Origin of the sequence: Maribacter sp. HS (genome assembly GCF_048059195.1) — a bacterium.
Taxonomy (GTDB): Bacteria; Bacteroidota; Bacteroidia; order Flavobacteriales; family Flavobacteriaceae; genus Maribacter; species Maribacter dokdonensis.
The window spans coordinates 656,748-674,085 of sequence record NZ_JAYLVV010000004.1 but is presented as its reverse complement, the minus strand read 5'-3'; the positions used below and the strand labels follow the sequence as shown (position 1 = coordinate 674,085).

Genomic DNA, 17,338 nt, shown 5'->3' with positions numbered 1-17,338 from the left:
TTTGTATTCTAAATAATTATGAAAATCGTAATTATGATACTGCTTCTTTGTAAGTTTCTAAGCAGCGTTCCCTTGCCATTTTGTGATCTACCATTTTTTCTGGATAATCTTCAGTACCATATTCAGGAATCCATTCCTTTATGTATTTTTTGTCCTTATCAAATTTATCTACCTGTGTCATGGGGTTAAAGATTCTAAAGTAAGGTGCCGCATCTACACCACTGCCTGCTGCCCACTGCCAATTGCCAATGTTAGAGCTCATCTCATAGTCTAATAATTTTTCCGCAAAATAGGCTTCTCCCCAACGCCAATCTATCAATAAATGCTTACATAGAAAACTAGCAACTAACATTCTTACCCTATTGTGCATGTAACCTGTTTCATTTAACTGCCTCATGCCGGCATCGACCAATAAATATCCTGTCTTGCCTTTTTTCCATTTGTCAAATTCTTTTTCATTATTGCGCCATTCTATTCGGTCATACTTGGCTCTAAAAGCATTGGTGACCGTTTTAGGATAATGGTATAAGATGGACATGAAAAATTCTCTCCAAATTAATTCGCTCCAAAATACTTTGTTTTGTTCGGCTATTGCCTTTTTCATCATTTTACGAACAGATACGGTACCAAAACGTAAATGAGGTCCTAATCTAGATGTTCCTTTATCTTTTGCGGGAAAATTACGAGTGTCTTCGTAATTGTCTATTAGGGTAGGGGTTACATCATAATCTGGGACTTCAATTTTAGATTTTTCAAAACCGATATCGCTTAATGATAAATTTGGTAATCTGGTATTTTTAATCAAATTCGATAAATATTGGCTGGTGTAATGAATGTCCAAATCTGTATTGGCATTAAACTGTTCTTGCCACTTATTTTTATATGGTGTATAAACAACGTAAGGGTCACCATCACTTTTCGCAATTTCAGATTTTTCAAAAATCACCTGATCTTTAAAGGTCTTAAATTCAATGTCATTCTGCTTTAAAAGATCTGCGATTTTCTTATCTCTGTTCTTTGCGTAAGGTTCATAATCCCTATTGGTAAATACGGTTTTTACATTAAAATCTTCAATGATTGTTTTAAAGGCATCAATTGGAGAACTGTGATACATTGCAATAGAGCTTTCACATTCTTCTTGTAGTTGCTTACGCATGCGCTTTAGAGTATCATGAATAAAGGATACCCGAGCATCGTTTTTTGGCAATTTGGATAGTATTTCTTTATCGAAAATGAAAATGGGCAATACTTGATGATTACTTTTCAAAGCTTCTAAAAGACCAACATTATCATCTAACCTTAAATCTCTTCTAAACCAAAACAGTGATACTTCTTGTGACATTTAGTGTATGTTTAATGTTGAGAGTCCGCCATCAACTCCAATTATTTGTCCGGTCATCCAAGCGCTTTTATCGCTTAATAAAAATATTGCGGTTTCTGCAATATCCTCTGCATTACCAATTCTGTTTAAAGGGTGGCGCTCGTTCATTAATGCTCTTTTCTTATCATTGTTCAATAGTCTTTTTGCCAAAGGTGTATCTACTAATGATGGGGCAATAACATTCACTCTTATCTTTGGCGCATATTCTGCAGCCAGGGATTTGGCAAATCCCTCAATTGCTCCTTTAGATGCTGCAACACTTGTATGATATGGCATTCCTGTGCCAACAGCAATAGTACTGAAAAAAACGATACTAGATTGTTCGTTCATTCTAGAGACAATGTGTTTCATAACTTTTACTAAGGCAAAGAAATTGAGTTCCATATCATCTTTTATTGTCTCTAAAGACATCATTTTAAACGGCTTTAAATTGATGCTACCTGGGCAATACACAAAGCCATCTAATTTTTCAGGTAAAATATCAACATCAAGTTCATCTACCGTAACATCAAAAGGAATATGAGTAATATTTTTGTGATGTAGGTTTTCATTTGTTCTTGATGCCACAAATAAATGGTGTGTGTCCTTTAACGTTGTAATTATAGACTGCCCAATACCGTACGAACCGCCTATCAATAGTATATTTTTCATTTAAAAAGATTTAAATTCAAGTTGTGTTGGAATATCTGCTATGGAACCGAATAGTTCTTGTAATTTTTGCTCTCGAAAACTGAATATCTCTTGTAGTTGTTTTTTTACTAAAATAGGATGAGCGATCTGACCTAATATCCCTAATGGTAGTTTATAGTCAATGATGTCTTCCATTTCTACACCTTTGTCAATTTCTTTTATAAAGTGTTTATGATGCCAAAGTGCATAGGGTCCAAACCTTTGTTCATCAACAAAATAGCTTCCCTGCGCCACATGCGTAATCTCTGTTACCCATTTTGTGGTAAACCCAGGAAATGGAGAAACTTTATATTGTATTATCTGACCGGGAAACATTTCCCTGTCTGCCCCGGTAAGTATATTGAAACCCATATGTTTTGGGGTAATAACTTTTAAGTTTGCAGGGTCTGATAAAAATTGCCAAGCTTCATGCCTTGAAATAGGTAAAGCCTGTTTAGAATGTAGCTGATATAATTTCATATTCTATATTGAAAATAAAACAAATATTATTTTGTTTAATTAAATGTAAAAATAGTTAAACAATTTAATAATAACATTTTTATCGGTTCAAAAATTAACTTTATCGATTAAAATAAATTTAGGTTGCTTAAAAACAGCAGATTATCATTATTCTATCTTATTTTGCATCAATGAAAATCTTAAACCTTCTATTGTTTGTCACTTTCACTATCATTTGCAACGCTATTGGTAATGCACAGCAAAATGTTCAAACAGTGGGTGAACTGCCAAGTGATGTTTTTGAAACTTCTGGTCTTATTTATTACAACGGAAAACTAATTACCCATAATGATTCTGGTAATGAACCAATTTTGTATGAATTGGATACCTTGTCTTTAACCATTCAAAGAAGAGTAACCGTCAATAACGTAACCAATATTGATTGGGAGGCAATTTCTCAGGATGAGGATTATATCTATATAGGTGATTTTGGCAACAATGTTGGTACAAGAACAGATTTGGCAGTGTATAGAATTTCCAAAGATGATTATACTAGCTCAAATACTGTAACGGCCGAGATAATTAATTTCTCTTATGAGAACCAACAAAACTTTGAAAATAATGGCAACAGTGATTGGGATGCAGAAGCGTTTGTAGTGCTTGAAGATAATATACTAGTTTTTACAAAGCAGTGGCAAAGTCTAGGATCAGAGGCTTATCAATTTTCCAAATTACCTGGAAATCATGTAGCTATTAGCGTGGGAGCCAATGAGAATATTGGTTTGGTAACCGATGCTACCCATGATATTGAAGCTAATAGGTTGGTATTGATTGGTTATTCATCAATTTTAAGCCCTTTTGTTGGTGTGGTAGAAGATTTAAAAATTGATATGCCTTTTGAAGGATTTACCCAAGAATCTCTTGGACTTAATTTTGTGCAGACGGAAGGTATAACACAAACAACTTCTGGTAACTATTTTTTCTCTTCTGAATATTATTCTAGACAAACACCCACTATTGAATCTCCATCAAGGTTGTTCTCATTTCAAATACCATTAGTTGATTCTGAAGAACCTGAGGAACCGGAAACTCCCAATGAACCAGAGAATCCAAATGAGCCCGATAATCCAGGTCTGCCAGATGACAATGACGAAGATGAAGAGGATGAAAAATTGATTATTTATAGGGATCATTCTTCTGATCATTATTACTATTCTATTTCTACCGATAAAAATGTTTACGGGAAAGTAATTTATGATGTTACCGGTAAAGAGGTTTGGCAGAATTCTGAAAATGTAGAAAAAAAGGGTATCATTATCCAGCATTTAGAATCTTCAATATATTACATGGCTATTTTTTTAGAAGACAGTGTGGTTTCTACTCCCTTTGCTGTTTATTAAACTATAGGGTATACTATTTAAGTATTTGTTAACATTTCTACCCTTTCTTTATAGCTAGTTTTGTGATTATAACTAATCACACAAAAAATCATGAACAAAGTAGTACTTTTTTTATTGGCTATTGTTGCCTCTTTAACTGTTGAGGCTCAAATAAATACTCCTGCACCTAGTCCTGCAGCGAAATTAATTCAGACCGTTGGATTAACAGAAGTAAGCATTGATTATTCAAGACCATCTATGAGAGGTAGAAAGGTATATGGTAATTTGGTGCCTTTTGAAAAATTATGGCGTACAGGTGCAAATGCATACACCAAAGTTTCTTTTGATACCGATGTTACTATTGGAGGTAAAGAGGTTAAAGCGGGCACATATTCAATTTTTACAAAACCAGGAGCTTCTAATTGGGAAGTTTATATTTATACTGATATTGTTGGTGGTGGAACACCTAGTAAATGGGAAGAGAGTAAAATTGCTGCACAAATAACAACACCTGTATATAATATTGAAATGCCGGTTGAAACTTTTACCATCACCGTTGATGATGTTACCAGTAACGGTGCTAGTATTGGAATAATCTGGGAGAATACCTATGTAGCCATACCTTTTACGGTTCCTACCGATGCTGCCGTTATGAGTAGTATTGATAAAACCTTGAACGGACCAACTGCTGAGGATTACTATGCTGCCGCTGTTTACTATTCAAGCGAAGGAAAGGATGTTAAAAAAGCAAAAGAATGGATGGACAAAGCTATGTCCATGACAGAGAAACCTGCATTTTGGCAACTAAGACAACAGTCTTTAATTTTGGCTAAGGCAGGAGATAAGAAAGGGGCTATTGAGGCTGCAAAAAAATCTTTGGAGGGTGCAACTGCAGCCGGAAACAATGATTACATTAAAATGAACAATGATTCTATAAAAGAGTGGAGTTCTAAGTAATTACTACAATTTCTAAAATGAAAAAAGTCCGTGCTAAACACGGACTTTTTTTATGGGAATTATTGTCGTTTTATTCAAATACCTTAACACCATCATCAATGGCCAAATGGTAATATTCAGCATCTATACCTGTTTTGTTTTTATAAGACCTAAGCAAAGCCTTAATACTTTCATCTAAAGATTTTGTTTCAATAAGGTTTATGGTACAGCCACCAAAACCGCCGCCCATCATTCTTGAGCCAAGTACCCCATTTAGTTCCTCACCGATTTTTACCAAGTGGTCTAATTCGCTGGTAGTAATTTCATATTCGGTTGACATGGCCCAATGACCATCTTTTAAAACATTACCGACAGCAATGGCATCACCAGCAGTTAATTCTTGCATCATTTGCAATACACGTTCATTTTCTTCTATGATATACTTTGCCCGTTGAATGTCAATCTCATTCACCTTATTTTTTACCCTGACCAAATCATCCTTGCTTATATCCCTTAAAGATTTTACTTGGGGTCTATATGCTTGAACTTGCTTAACAATGTTCTCACATGATATGCGTCTTTTATTGTATTCAGAATCAACAGCTAAATTATGTTTGATGTTGGAGTTGATCAAGACCCAACTATAACCATCTAAATTAATTGGAATATACTTATGGCTTAGATCATTGCAATCTAAAAAAAATGCATTTCCTTTTTTACCGAAAAGCACGGCATATTGATCCATTAGCCCACAATTTAATCCAATCTTATGTTCTGCTTCTTGTGCGATTAGTGCAATATCTTCCCTTGAAATTTCTTTGTCAGATACTTGCGTAATGGCGTAAATAAATCCACAGCATAGGGCAGCAGAGGAGGACAGACCTGATCCAATTGGTATATCTCCGCCAAAAACACAATTCATTCCTTTTAAAGGGTAGTTTTTGGCTATTAAAATTTCAATGATTGCTTTAAAGTAATTTCCCCAAAAAGATTCAAATACTTTGTGCTCACCATTTAATTGAAAAACTATTTTCTCCGGTTGGGTCAAAAACGATTCTATCTGAATATTGTTTTCTTTATTACCGGAAACCGCAAAATATATACCTTTTTCAATAGATGCGGGTAGCACAAGGCCTTGGTTGTAATCTGTATGCTCACCAATTAAATTGATGCGCCCAGGTGCCTTTATTAGAATGGGATTTTTAAGATAATTAGCTTCAAAATAGGACTTAACTTTATTATGTGTCATTAAGAGGTTGAGTTGTTCTTAAGTTAATGGCTTCTTTAACATTCGGTCAAAAGCTTCAAATATAAAAGATATTACAATAACCAATGCTGCTCCACAGAAGTTAAGCCATAAATAGCCTAATTTTTCTTGTCCGGACGGGTAAATGTGAATTAGGTAATAATAAATTATACAGATAATAATTTGGGTTACCACAGCCGCAAAAAACACAGCATTACCTTTAATGAATTTGAAGAAAAATGCAATTAGAAATATCCCTAATACATTTCCATAAAAGATACTACCAATAATATTTACTAACTGAATAAGATTATCGAAAAGATTGGCAATACATGCAATCAAAATAGCGACAATACCCCAAATTAGAGTAAAAAATTTAGAAGCTTTGACATAGTGGGCTTCCGTTAGTTGTGCCGAACTTCTATTTCTCTTATATAAATCTAAAGCTGTAATGGTCCCTAAAGCATTTAATTCCGATGCAGTGGACGACATTGCGGCAGACAGTATTACAGCTAGCAATAACCCAACAAGGCCAGTAGGTAGGTTGTTGAGGATAAAGTGTATAAAAACATAATCTTTGTCATTGGTTTCTACAACATCATTAGCTTGACTTATAAGTGATTTTGCGGCTATTCTATTAGTACTGTCTTTTTGGTTAATGCGAATAATCTGCTTTTTAGCTTCTTCAACGGCGGAATATTCTTTTATTTCCAATGCAGCGGAAAATTTGTTTTGGGCTATTCTTTTTTCTGCTTCTAAAGCTATTTGTCCTTCTTGCAGTAGTTTGTAGTCTTCAGCATATTCAGATTCCATAACCGCTTGTGTTGCAGAAGGGTTGAAATTTAAAGGAGATGGATTGTATTGATAGAAGACAAAAACCATTACACCTACCAATAATATAAAGAATTGCATGGGTATTTTGAAAATGGCATTGAATACAAGTCCTAACTGACTTTCTCTTATGGATTTACCTGAAAGATATCGTTGAACCTGACTTTGGTCCGTGCCAAAATAGGCTAGAAAAAGAAAGAGTCCGCCTGTGATCCCGCTCCAAAAAGTATATCTACTAGAAGTATCCAGATCAAAATTCAAAATTTCAAGTTTGTTACTGGCACCTGCAATTTTCATTGCTTTGCTAAATGTAATATCGGAAGGTAAGTAGCCTAATATAAAAAAGAAAGTGATGAACATACCGGTCATAATTATGAACATCTGCTGTTTTTGCGTAACACTAACGGCGTTTGTGCCACCAGATACGGTGTAGATAATTACCAGGGTTCCAATAATAATGTTCAAGGTTCTTAAGTCCCAACCTAAAACAGCCGATAAAATAATTGAAGGTGCAAATATGGTAATACCTGCTGCTAAACCTCGTTGAATTAAGAATAAAACCGCGGCTAGTGACCTAGTCTTTAGATCGAACCGACCTTCTAAAAATTCATAGGCGGTATACACCTTCATCTTATGGTAAAGTGGCACAAAAACCATGCAAATGATAATCATGGCAAAGGGCAATCCAAAATAGAATTGCACAAACCCCATTCCGTCGTGAAAGGCTTGACCTGGTGTTGAAAGAAATGTTATGGCACTTGCTTGCGTTGCCATAACAGATAAACCTATGGTCCACCATTTAGAGTCGTTTCCGCCACGTACGTAATCATTAACATTCTGGCTTCCTTTGGTTTTCCATACACCATATATTACGATGAATAGAAGTGTACCGGCAAGAATTATCCAATCTAATCCTTCCATATTAATTGAATGAGGTCATTACGTAATAGAAAACAAGTACATAAATAAGGTTTAACACTAAAACAATGGTGTATTCTTTTTTCCAGGTGGTATTTTCATTTCGATCTTTACTCATCCTTTAATTTTCACTTTCGTTTCTACTTTCTCTTTTCCTACGGATAGCATATTAGAAAATAATTTATACGCACCTGGTACACCTACGGGTAATTCTCTAAAAAAGCTAAGTCCAGTATAAATATAATATCCCTTTCCATATGATGAAATCAGTAGACTACCTTTTGAAGCTTCTTCGCCTTCATCGTGCATTTCAAGTATTGGTGTAAACTCTTTACTCCATTTATTGGGAAAATATAATCCTCTTTCTTGTACCCAACCGTTAAAATCATTTTCATCAATCTCATTTGGAAAGTGAACCAAAGAATGATCTTTGGCTATAATGTTGACCTCAGAATTTTCATTGGTTACCCTATCTCTTGAAATTTCAATATCATACGGTGCAATATTTTCAAATTGTGCGCCCCATCTACTTGCTGTGTTATACTGCACAATTACCGTACCACCGTTCTTGGCATAATCTAAAATAAACCGTTGTTTAAATTTAAGTTCATCTACAACATTATAGGCTCTGATACCAAGTACTACAGCGTCATATTTATTTAAAGATTCTTTTGTAATGGTTGATGGGTCAATAAGTTGAACATTGTAGCCAATTTGTTCTAAACTTGTGGGTACTTCATCGCCTGCACCCATAATGTAACCAATATTTTCACCGGCTTTTTGTATGTTCAGGCGTACCACTTTTGCCTCGGAAGGTAGTAGAACCGTTTGGGTAGGGACATGATCGTATGCAATGGTGACCAATTCCTTTGTGATCTCTTTTCCGTTTACTTTAATGATAGGGGAGATACTACTTTCGTTTTCAGTAGACGGCGGACTTAAAGTGAAATACACCGTTTGTTCATCACCTTTTTTGGCAATGGAAAAGGGTTGTGTGTCAGTATCAAGTTTCCATCCTTTACCGTATTCCAATGCTATAGTTCCTGAAATGCTGTCTTGGTGTGCTTTTATGGTAACCGGAACTTTTTTACTTGACGCATCCGCAAATATCAATACTTTATCGGCAAAGCTTGCAGTGGCTTCCGGTATAATTTCAAAAGGTTGATAAATTTCACCTTTATCGGGTTTTGCATATTTATAAACAACAGGTCTTGTTATTGGTATTAAAGTGCCATTTATGTTCACTAGGAATTTTGCATAAAATGCTCTTGGCGTTTCTGGTTTGCCAATTAAATCGGTATTAGAAACCTTGTACGTACCTAAAGTACCTTTCTCAATTAACCAATAAGGGCTGGTGTAATCTGTTGAAGAAGGTATGTTCAGGTCCACTTTTTTGGTGACAAGGTTATTATTCTTTAAAGCTTCGTTGTCAATAGCTACTTTTTGATCGTTTATAAAGACCGACTTTAATTTTATGTCAATATCACTTCTATTCAGTGCCTGCACATTAACTTCAACCTCTTGTCCTGGGTTGGTATAAGCGGTTTGGGTAAACGCCTCTAAATGCAATCCTGATATGGCGAAAATTATAGCGGTTAATTCTTTGGTTTTTAGTTGTTTCCAATGTACATCAGATATTCCTTGTAATAAATTGTATGCTTTAAGTAATTCCGGAATATGAACAGTGGGGTCTTTGAAATTGAAATTCTCTTGTACCTTATAAAGGATATCACCTATTGGTTCACCACCATCAACTCTTTTCCAAGTGGTATCAATGCCATCGAATAAATTGGATTTATCTTTGGGTAAATCACCTTTCAATAATTCAATGTATTCATCTTCTGAACCCCTTGTACTTAATCTACCAAACCCTTGGCAAAGATGTTGACTACTTGCCAACGAAGCTATTTCATTATTAGACTTGCCTAACATAGGGTAGTAGGTACCAACATCCATATGTAGTAAATTGGTTTTATCTGCAGCCTTAAATTTTTCTTGACTACCGTAGAACCACCATGATGTATTAAAAAATAATCTTTTTGGCTGCCATATATCGGTCATTTTTAACTGCTCTGGGTATGCATTTGCATCATTTGCCAGATCAAAAGCTTCAAAACTTAACATGGCAGATGATGTATGGTGTCCATGTGTGGTGCCAGGTGTTCTATGATCAAACCTATTGATAATAACATCTGGCTTAAACGTTCTAATGGTTCTAACGACATCACCTAGTATAGCTTCTTTGTTCCAGATTTCTAATGTTTCACCAGGTTGTTTTGAATAGCCAAAATCATTTGCCCTACTGAAAAACTGTTCTCCGCCATCTACTCTTCTGGCCGCAAGTAATTCTTGCGTTCTCAATACTCCCAAAAGTTCACGTAGTTCTGGTCCAATAAGATTTTGACCGCCATCTCCTCTGGTCAATGACAAATATGCTGTTCTAGCTTTTACGTTATTAGCTAAATAAGCTATTAAACGAGTGTTTTCATCATCGGGATGAGCAGCAATAAATAGGGCGGTACCAAGAAAATTGAGTTTTTCAATGGAGTGGTAAATATCTGTTGCTGAACTGTTTTTAGGGGTTTGGGCTTTCAGGGTGCCGAGTACAAATAGACTGCAGGTAACGAACCCTAACAAATATCGCATTTTCAGTTGGTTTTGGTAGTAATTTCAAATATAATAAGATTAGTACCTAAGCTTACGATTTTACGACTTCTTTAACAAAATCATATGATCTGCTCTTCCTCTTCTTCCATATTCAAAAACTCTCCCTGTTGATAGGTAGAAATAAGAATTACACCTTTTTGAAGTACCAGGTTATTGGGGTAGGTCAGTATCTCACCGTTACTTCTTCTTAAATGTAAGTGAAAAGCCCTAATATCCTCTATTACGAATTTATCTAGATCAGCATTATCAGGGTCTAGAAGTTCTTTGTCCAAAATGCGAATGGTGTTACCAATTTTAAAAGGAAAGGAGAAGAAAATGATGACACCAGCGGTTATATTGCTCAGTATGGACCATTGCGCGAATAATGCAACACCAATTACTGCAAATACTGAAGATAACATTACACCTAGATCTTGATAATTTACGCTCCAAACAAAAGTAAGTGCTACTATTGCAATGATGGTCAACGCAATATTTATGAATTTAATGATTAGGTTGGTTCTTACCGGATTAAAATCACTGATTTTACTCACTTTTCTTACCGCAGTAGTAAAAAGGAATTTTAAAATTAAGATGACTAAAAGTACAATGAGACTATAAATTAGTTCATTGTAATGCTCATTAATAAATTCTTTCATATGCTATAACCCTAAACTATCGCGCAAAGATAAATCCTTATTCGATTTTTGTTGCCAATAGGGTGTTGTAATCCTGTTAATTCTTGTTGCTTTAGAAGTCAGTACTTTTTTGTTGTCACCAAATCCGTCGTGAAAGGTGTCTGTCCAACTTTCTATTAGATATGGAAATTCGTTTTCAAAGTTGATTTTTAAAGTGCGCTCAAGTTCTGGATACTTAATAGTGTATGTATTGGTATTACCTTTTGTATCTAAAGAGGTAATTGCATTATACGCTTTTAATTCTTTGTGGGTTAACCTTATAAATTCAAGAGAAGGAACTATAGAAACTTCACCAATTGGTAAATTTTTTGGGTCTATTCTTACTTTGTTCCAAATTTCATTTTCAAGAATGGCTTTTTCCATACTATAATCTTGGTCGCCTTCAGATTCAAAATAAGAATGACTGGTAATTTCAAAATCTTCTCTATTGTTCAATTGCGCATAAACATGTCCGCACCATTCTTGCGATGAGAAAGATACTTTTATAGCGTGTTGGTTATCTTGCACAGGATAGAAACTACTGGTCATAATAGAGTAGGGGTAAATTCCGGTAATGTAATTTTTTGTGGAATTTAACTTAAGAACCGGAATGTTGGTTTTATGGCTATTGTCAGCTTTAACTTGTTGTTCAGGTAGAAATGGTTCCGTTACATAAATCATTACTGCGCTACCTTCCCTGATCTCACCATATCTTGCCTGTTCTAGTTTGTAAGATGTAATTTCAGCCGTACCATTGTACCAGTATTTTTTAAATTCTTCGGATAACTGTTTTTTAGGTACTTCTACAACGGGTGTAGTTGTTGCCATGGCTAAAGTATCGCTATTCTTTTCCGATTTTTCTTTGCAGCTGGAAAAAATTAAAAGGACTCCGAAAATACTGTAAAATAATGTGGTTGGTTTTAATTGCTTTATACTTTTCATGGTGATAGTTTTTTATGTTACCAATTTTGATAATGTGTCATATACTAGTTGGGTGGGCAGGCCAACGACACTAGTGTATGAGCCTTTGATTTCTTCAATACCTATTAGCCCTATCCATTCTTGAATTCCGTATGCGCCTGCTTTATCATATGGTTTATATTTTTCAATATAATGATGAATCTCTGATTTGGCTAAATGCTTGAACTTGACTTCGGTAATCGAATGTTGTACAATTTGTCGTTCAACTGTGGTAAAACATACAGAAGAAATAACTTGATGCCAATCTCCGGAGAGCTTGCTTAGCATTTCTTTGGCTTCAGTCTCATTTGCTGCTTTTGCCAAAGACTCATTCTTATGCCAAACCACCGTATCAGACGTTATCAAAATATCTTCAGATTGAAGCTCATTTTTGAAAGCACTGGCTTTTAATTTAGCCAAATAATCCGAGATTTCTGCGCCCTGTAATTCTGATGGATACACTTCATCAACAGATTTTATTTGTACTTCAAAATCAAGCTCCATATCCTTGAAAAATTGATGTCTTCTTGGGGAGCCTGATGCTAATATTAAGCGATAATCTTTTAATTTTTGTTTCAGCATGATCTAATCGTTTGCTGCGCTAAAATGATTGGTCCAATCGCCACGTACTTTTAAAACTTGCTCAATAACATCTCTTACGCAACCATGTCCACCATTTTTGTGAGATATGTATTTGCTTACATTCTTTACTTCTGCTACGGCGTTTTGCGGGCAGGTGGGTAGTGCAACAGCTTTCATGGGGGGGATATCTGGTATGTCATCTCCCATATATAAAATATTTTCTGCTTCTATATGGTATATATCCATATACTCATCTAAAGCATCCATTTTATAATGTGCTCCCATATAAATATCCGTAACTCCTAAACCTCTTAGTCTAGTACGTACCCCTTCATTGGTGCCGCCAGTAATAATACAAACATTATAACCTTTGCTCAAGGCAACTTTAAGAGCATACCCGTCTTTTACACTCATATTGCGTAATAATTCTCCATTGCTGGTAATCATCAGGCTGCCGTCCGTGAATACACCATCGACATCGAAAATAAATGTTGTTATATCTTTTAAATACTCTTTATAGCTCTTTTCCATGTTTTTCTTTAATTGCGTTGCTTAAAAGGGTGTATAATTCCCTTTGGTGTTTGTTTTTTAATAGTTGTAAATGGTTGTGTAATGTTTTTAGATCACCTCTTTTGGCAGGTCCTGTCTGTGCTTGTAAAGGAGATAAATCATTTAATTTAGTGGCAGTTTCTGTAATTAATGGTTTTAGAAGGTTAAAATCAATTTGATGTTCTTCACAAATTTCAGCTCCTAAGGTATAGAGATAATTGGTGAAATTATTTACGAAAACGGCAGCAACGTGTAGTGTTTTTCGTTGTTCAGAATTTATTTCGACAACGGTATTGCTTAAGATATTGCCAAGATCGGTCAATAATTCAATATCGGTTTTAATAGCTGCTTCTATGCAGATAGGTATAGAAGCAAATGAAACTATTTTGCCTTTTGTGAAGGTTTGTAAAGGATAAAATATGCCAGGTCTTTTTACCCCGTTCAAAACAGCAATGGAAGTGGCTCCAGAGGTATGGGCAACGAGTCCGTTTTTATCCTTGAAAAAGCTTGTTACTGTACCAATAGCATCATCGGAAATTGCTAAAAGGTAAATATCCGCATTTGGTATATTGGTATAGTCCGTATTCACCAATAGTTTATCTTTTACAAATTCTAAGTGAGTGCTGTTTCTACCTACTACTTGTTTAATATTAACACCATCGGTTTGTTGTAGGGCATAATAAAGATTTTGCGCTACATTACCGGTGCCAACTATTATTACGGATATCATGTCGCAAAAGTACAAAGTTTATAGATCTATTGTTGTATTAAAATTAACAGTTTCAAAGACGTTATAAAGTGGTAAAAGTCATTCGTAAATGGTGAAAAGGCCTTATTTTTGCAACTTGAAAATCAACTCCTATCTTCCATGACGGAAATGTTCAAGAAAATATTCTTCTCTACGCGTTTAATGTCCATTTTGTTTATTGTTTTTGCCACGGCTATGGCATTCGGTACTTTTATTGAAAGCTGGTATAGTACAGAAACTGCTAGAATTTGGATTTATAATACCTGGTGGTTTGAGCTTATAATGGTGTTCTTCGTTATCAATTTTATTGGTAATATTTCTAGATACCGTTTATTAAGATGGGAAAAGTGGCCAGTACTAATTTTGCACCTGTCATGGGTCTTGATCATTGTTGGTGCCTTTGTAACGCGTTACATTAGTTTTGAGGGCATGATGCCTATAAGAGAGGGGAATACAGAGAATGTGTTCTACTCAGATAAAACATACTTAACCGTTTATGTTGACGGTGAAATTGACGGTGAACCTCGAAGAAAAATTTTAGAGGACGATTTGATCGTTACTCCGGAAGCTATAAAGTCTAACTTACCATGGAGTGCCGATTTCAATGGTGAAGATTTTGAAATTTCCTATGTTGAATTTATAAAGGGAGCTAAACAAGGCTTGTTACCGGACCCAAAAGGAACTAAGTTTTTAAAAATTGTTGAAGCTGGCGATGGTGAAAGACATGATCATTTTTTAGAAGATGGTAAAGTCTCTAGTATTCATAATGTGTTATTTGCCCTGAATAATAAGACAGATGGAGCAATCAATATTATGACGACCGATTCATTATATCAAATTTATGCTCCTTTTGATGGTAATTTTATGCGAATGGCAGACCAATTTCAAGGGGTTTTGGTTAAAGACAGTGTACAACCTTTACAGTTAAGGTCTTTGTATAATACGGCAGGTATGCAATTTGTAATACCTGATTCTATTACCCAAGGCTCATATGGTATTGTTGAAATTCCGGAAGATGAGAAAACAAAAATGGATCAAGATGCCATTGTTTTTGATGTATCGGCCAATGGGGAAACAAAACAAATAAAATTGCTGGGTAGCAAAGGGCCATCTGATTTTAGTGAGAAGGTTAATGTAGGCGGACTCAATTTTTCCATTAGATATGGATCTAAGGTACATGAGTTGCCATTCGGTATTAAATTGAACGATTTTATCGCCGAAAAATATCCTGGTACAGAAAAAGGTTATGCCTCTTTTATGAGTAGGGTGACTATTGAAGATGAAAGACCTTTTGATTACGATATTTTTATGAACCATGTATTGGACCATGAAGGTTATCGTTTTTTTCAATCTGGTTTTGACCCTGATGAAAAAGGGACTACATTATCTGTAAATCATGACTTTTGGGGAACTTGGATCACCTACATTGGTTATTTTCTTTTGTATATAGGATTAATGGGAATTATGTTCTTTGGTAAAACTCGTTTTCAAGATTTAGCAGATTCTTTGGATAAGCTTAAAATTAAAAAGAAAAAAATGTTTGGTGTTGTTACCCTTTTAATGACATTATCATTCTCCTCTTTTGCTCAAGAACAACATACACCAGAAGAGGGTCACCAACAGGCGCCAAGCAAAATGCAGATCGATTCTTTGCTTGAAGCTAGTATGGTCAGTAAAGCCCATGCCGATAAGTTTGGTAAATTGGTAATACAAGATGAAGGTGGGCGTATGAAGCCTATCAATACATTTTCATCTGAACTCCTTCGAAAGCTAAGCTTAAAAGATTCTTATTTAGGATATACATCTGATCAAATTTTACTTTCAATGATGATGAATCCGGCGGTTTGGTACAATACCGAATTTATTGCCTTGGATAAGAAATCGCAAAACGATAGTATTAGAAAAATTATAGGTATTCCTTCTGGTCAGAAATACGTTAAAGCAACTGATTTCTTTGATAAAAAAGGACAGTACAAATTAGAACCTTTTTTAAGAGAAGCTACCGCTACCAACAATCCGAATAAATTTCAACAAGATTTTAAGGATGCCAATATCCGATTAAGTCTATTGAATCAGGCTTTAGGACAAGACATTGTTAAGATTTTTCCATTGTTGGACGATGAAAATAATAAATGGATTTCAGCTGTTGAATATAGGGGTGGGCAGTATGAGATTAGAGATTCTTTGTACGCGAATTTTGTAAAAAATGCAATGCCTTATTATTTAATGACGTTAGGTAAAGCGCAACAAAGTGGAGACTATGCTTCTGCTGATAAATTATTGGCTGCATTTCATCAAAATCAGCTAAACCATGGTAGTGAGGTGTTGCCATCTCAACAGAAGATAGATACAGAGGTAATCTACAACAAGCTTAATATTTTTAATAGGTTGTACCAATATTATGCCTTAGTAGGTCTTTTAATGTTCTTTGTTCTAATATTTCAAATTTTCAAAGATCGTTCCATTTGGAGAGTGGCAATTTATTTTTTCAAAGGAACTATCATGTTGTTGTTCATTTGGCATACCGCTGGTCTAATATTACGTTGGTATATCTCTGGGCATGCACCTTGGAGTAACGCTTATGAAAGTATTCTATATGTAGCCTGGGCAACCATGGGTATTGGCTGGGCCTTGGGTCGTAAAAGTGACATGACTTTTGCAGCATCTGCATTTGTTACTTCAATGTTATTGTGGATAGCGCACCAAAGTTGGATCGATCCATCTATTGCCAACTTACAGCCAGTTTTGGACAGTTATTGGTTAATGATACATGTTGCGGTAATTGTGGGTAGTTATGGTCCCTTGACCGTAGGTATGATATTAGGTCTGGTATCCTTGATCTTAATGATTTTGACTACCAAAAAGAATAAAGAACGTATGGCAATCAATATCAAAGAATTGACCATTATTAATGAACTTGCCTTAACCACAGGTCTTGTGATGCTTACCATAGGAAACTTTTTAGGTGGTCAATGGGCCAATGAAAGTTGGGGGCGTTATTGGGGTTGGGATCCAAAAGAAACTTGGGCATTGATTTCCATAATGATCTACGCCTTTGTAATACACACCAGATTAGTGCCAGGTCTTAGAGGTAAATGGACATTTAACTTTATGAGCGTTGTTGCCTTTGGTAGTATTATGATGACATATTTTGGTGTAAATTTTTACCTGGTAGGTCTACATAGTTATGCAAGTGGAGCACAGGTTATTACGCCAACATTTATATATTATTTAGTTGCTGGAGTTTTAGTACTGGGCGGAATTAGCTTTTGGAGATATAAAGTTAATTATAGTAAATAAAAATAAGTATAGTATAAAAAGCCTCATGGAAATTTCCATGAGGCTTTTTGTTTTTAG

Annotated in this window: 14 protein-coding genes; 3 read left to right on the top strand and 11 right to left on the bottom strand. The window is 35.2% G+C overall.

What is annotated here, in order from left to right:
• Nucleotides 1-31: 31 nt before the first annotated feature.
• The 3 genes from VBZ51_RS12575 to VBZ51_RS12565 are packed head-to-tail and all read right to left on the bottom strand — an operon-like array spanning nt 32 to nt 2,530.
• Entirely contained in the window at nt 32-1,342 is a 1,311-nt protein-coding gene (locus VBZ51_RS12575; RefSeq protein ID WP_416577158.1) for a cryptochrome/photolyase family protein, read from the bottom strand.
• A complete protein-coding gene (locus VBZ51_RS12570) occupies nt 1,343-2,032 on the bottom strand; it encodes an SDR family oxidoreductase (protein WP_348360546.1) in 690 nt (229 codons plus the stop codon).
• Nucleotides 2,033-2,530, bottom strand: a complete 498-nt coding sequence (locus VBZ51_RS12565; protein ID WP_416577157.1) for an SRPBCC family protein — start codon at nt 2,528-2,530, stop codon at nt 2,033-2,035.
• A 170-nt stretch (nt 2,531-2,700) separates the two neighbouring features.
• Here VBZ51_RS12565 and VBZ51_RS12560 point away from each other — a divergent pair, with 170 nt between their 5' ends.
• Nucleotides 2,701-3,909: a hypothetical protein gene (locus VBZ51_RS12560; RefSeq protein ID WP_416577156.1), complete on the top strand. Its 1,209-nt coding sequence runs from the start codon at nt 2,701-2,703 to the stop codon at nt 3,907-3,909.
• 90 nt (nt 3,910-3,999) lie between these two features.
• The gene (locus VBZ51_RS12555; protein ID WP_416577155.1) at nt 4,000-4,845 is read left to right on the top strand and encodes a DUF2911 domain-containing protein; all 846 of its coding nucleotides are present in this window, start codon (nt 4,000-4,002) and stop codon (nt 4,843-4,845) included.
• 70 nt (nt 4,846-4,915) lie between these two features.
• Here VBZ51_RS12555 and galK read toward each other — a convergent pair whose 3' ends face one another.
• The 8 genes from galK to VBZ51_RS12515 all read right to left on the bottom strand — a co-directional run bounded on the left by galK (nt 4,916) and on the right by VBZ51_RS12515 (nt 13,963).
• The gene (galK, locus tag VBZ51_RS12550) at nt 4,916-6,073 is read right to left on the bottom strand and encodes a galactokinase (protein ID WP_416577154.1); all 1,158 of its coding nucleotides are present in this window, start codon (nt 6,071-6,073) and stop codon (nt 4,916-4,918) included.
• An 18-nt stretch (nt 6,074-6,091) separates the two neighbouring features.
• Nucleotides 6,092-7,822 (bottom strand): sodium:solute symporter, encoded by a 1,731-nt coding sequence (locus VBZ51_RS12545; protein WP_416577153.1) that lies wholly within the window; start codon nt 7,820-7,822, stop codon nt 6,092-6,094.
• A gap of 111 nt (nt 7,823-7,933) precedes the next feature.
• Nucleotides 7,934-10,465 (bottom strand): PIG-L family deacetylase, encoded by a 2,532-nt coding sequence (locus VBZ51_RS12540; RefSeq protein WP_416577152.1) that lies wholly within the window; start codon nt 10,463-10,465, stop codon nt 7,934-7,936.
• A gap of 80 nt (nt 10,466-10,545) precedes the next feature.
• Nucleotides 10,546-11,124 carry a mechanosensitive ion channel domain-containing protein gene (locus VBZ51_RS12535; protein ID WP_074673639.1) on the bottom strand — a complete coding sequence of 193 codons (579 nt, stop codon included), beginning with the start codon at nt 11,122-11,124 and terminating at the stop codon, nt 10,546-10,548.
• Between the two features lie 3 nt (nt 11,125-11,127).
• Entirely contained in the window at nt 11,128-12,084 is a 957-nt protein-coding gene (locus VBZ51_RS12530; RefSeq protein ID WP_416577151.1) for a septum formation inhibitor Maf, read from the bottom strand.
• A 12-nt stretch (nt 12,085-12,096) separates the two neighbouring features.
• Entirely contained in the window at nt 12,097-12,684 is a 588-nt protein-coding gene (locus tag VBZ51_RS12525) for a Maf family nucleotide pyrophosphatase (protein ID WP_416577150.1), read from the bottom strand.
• A 3-nt stretch (nt 12,685-12,687) separates the two neighbouring features.
• On the bottom strand, nt 12,688-13,215 hold the full coding sequence (locus VBZ51_RS12520) for a KdsC family phosphatase (RefSeq protein WP_058102563.1): 528 nt from the start codon (nt 13,213-13,215) through the stop codon (nt 12,688-12,690).
• On the bottom strand, nt 13,199-13,963 hold the full coding sequence (locus VBZ51_RS12515) for a Rossmann-like and DUF2520 domain-containing protein (protein ID WP_416577149.1): 765 nt from the start codon (nt 13,961-13,963) through the stop codon (nt 13,199-13,201). The genes VBZ51_RS12520 and VBZ51_RS12515 overlap by 17 nt, the downstream gene beginning before the upstream one ends.
• A 138-nt stretch (nt 13,964-14,101) precedes the next feature.
• Between VBZ51_RS12515 and ccsA the strand changes: the two genes are divergently transcribed.
• Entirely contained in the window at nt 14,102-17,281 is a 3,180-nt protein-coding gene (gene ccsA, locus VBZ51_RS12510) for a cytochrome c biogenesis protein CcsA (protein ID WP_416577200.1), read from the top strand.
• Nucleotides 17,282-17,338 lie beyond the last annotated feature (57 nt).

What these genes read in the sequence shown, in the direction of transcription:
- VBZ51_RS12560 (WP_416577156.1), top strand. Translation starts at nt 2,701, where the DNA reads ATGAAAATCTTAAACCTTCTATTGTTTGTCACTTTCACTATCATTTGC.
- VBZ51_RS12570 (WP_348360546.1), bottom strand. Translation starts at nt 2,032, where the DNA reads ATGAAAAATATACTATTGATAGGCGGTTCGTACGGTATTGGGCAGTCT.
- VBZ51_RS12545 (WP_416577153.1), bottom strand. Translation starts at nt 7,822, where the DNA reads ATGGAAGGATTAGATTGGATAATTCTTGCCGGTACACTTCTATTCATC.
- galK (WP_416577154.1), bottom strand. Translation starts at nt 6,073, where the DNA reads ATGACACATAATAAAGTTAAGTCCTATTTTGAAGCTAATTATCTTAAA.
- VBZ51_RS12525 (WP_416577150.1), bottom strand. Translation starts at nt 12,684, where the DNA reads ATGCTGAAACAAAAATTAAAAGATTATCGCTTAATATTAGCATCAGGC.
- VBZ51_RS12540 (WP_416577152.1), bottom strand. Translation starts at nt 10,465, where the DNA reads ATGCGATATTTGTTAGGGTTCGTTACCTGCAGTCTATTTGTACTCGGC.
- VBZ51_RS12530 (WP_416577151.1), bottom strand. Translation starts at nt 12,084, where the DNA reads ATGAAAAGTATAAAGCAATTAAAACCAACCACATTATTTTACAGTATT.
- VBZ51_RS12535 (WP_074673639.1), bottom strand. Translation starts at nt 11,124, where the DNA reads ATGAAAGAATTTATTAATGAGCATTACAATGAACTAATTTATAGTCTC.
- ccsA (WP_416577200.1), top strand. Translation starts at nt 14,102, where the DNA reads ATGACGGAAATGTTCAAGAAAATATTCTTCTCTACGCGTTTAATGTCC.
- VBZ51_RS12575 (WP_416577158.1), bottom strand. Translation starts at nt 1,342, where the DNA reads ATGTCACAAGAAGTATCACTGTTTTGGTTTAGAAGAGATTTAAGGTTA.
- VBZ51_RS12555 (WP_416577155.1), top strand. Translation starts at nt 4,000, where the DNA reads ATGAACAAAGTAGTACTTTTTTTATTGGCTATTGTTGCCTCTTTAACT.
- VBZ51_RS12565 (WP_416577157.1), bottom strand. Translation starts at nt 2,530, where the DNA reads ATGAAATTATATCAGCTACATTCTAAACAGGCTTTACCTATTTCAAGG.
- VBZ51_RS12515 (WP_416577149.1), bottom strand. Translation starts at nt 13,963, where the DNA reads ATGATATCCGTAATAATAGTTGGCACCGGTAATGTAGCGCAAAATCTT.
- VBZ51_RS12520 (WP_058102563.1), bottom strand. Translation starts at nt 13,215, where the DNA reads ATGGAAAAGAGCTATAAAGAGTATTTAAAAGATATAACAACATTTATT.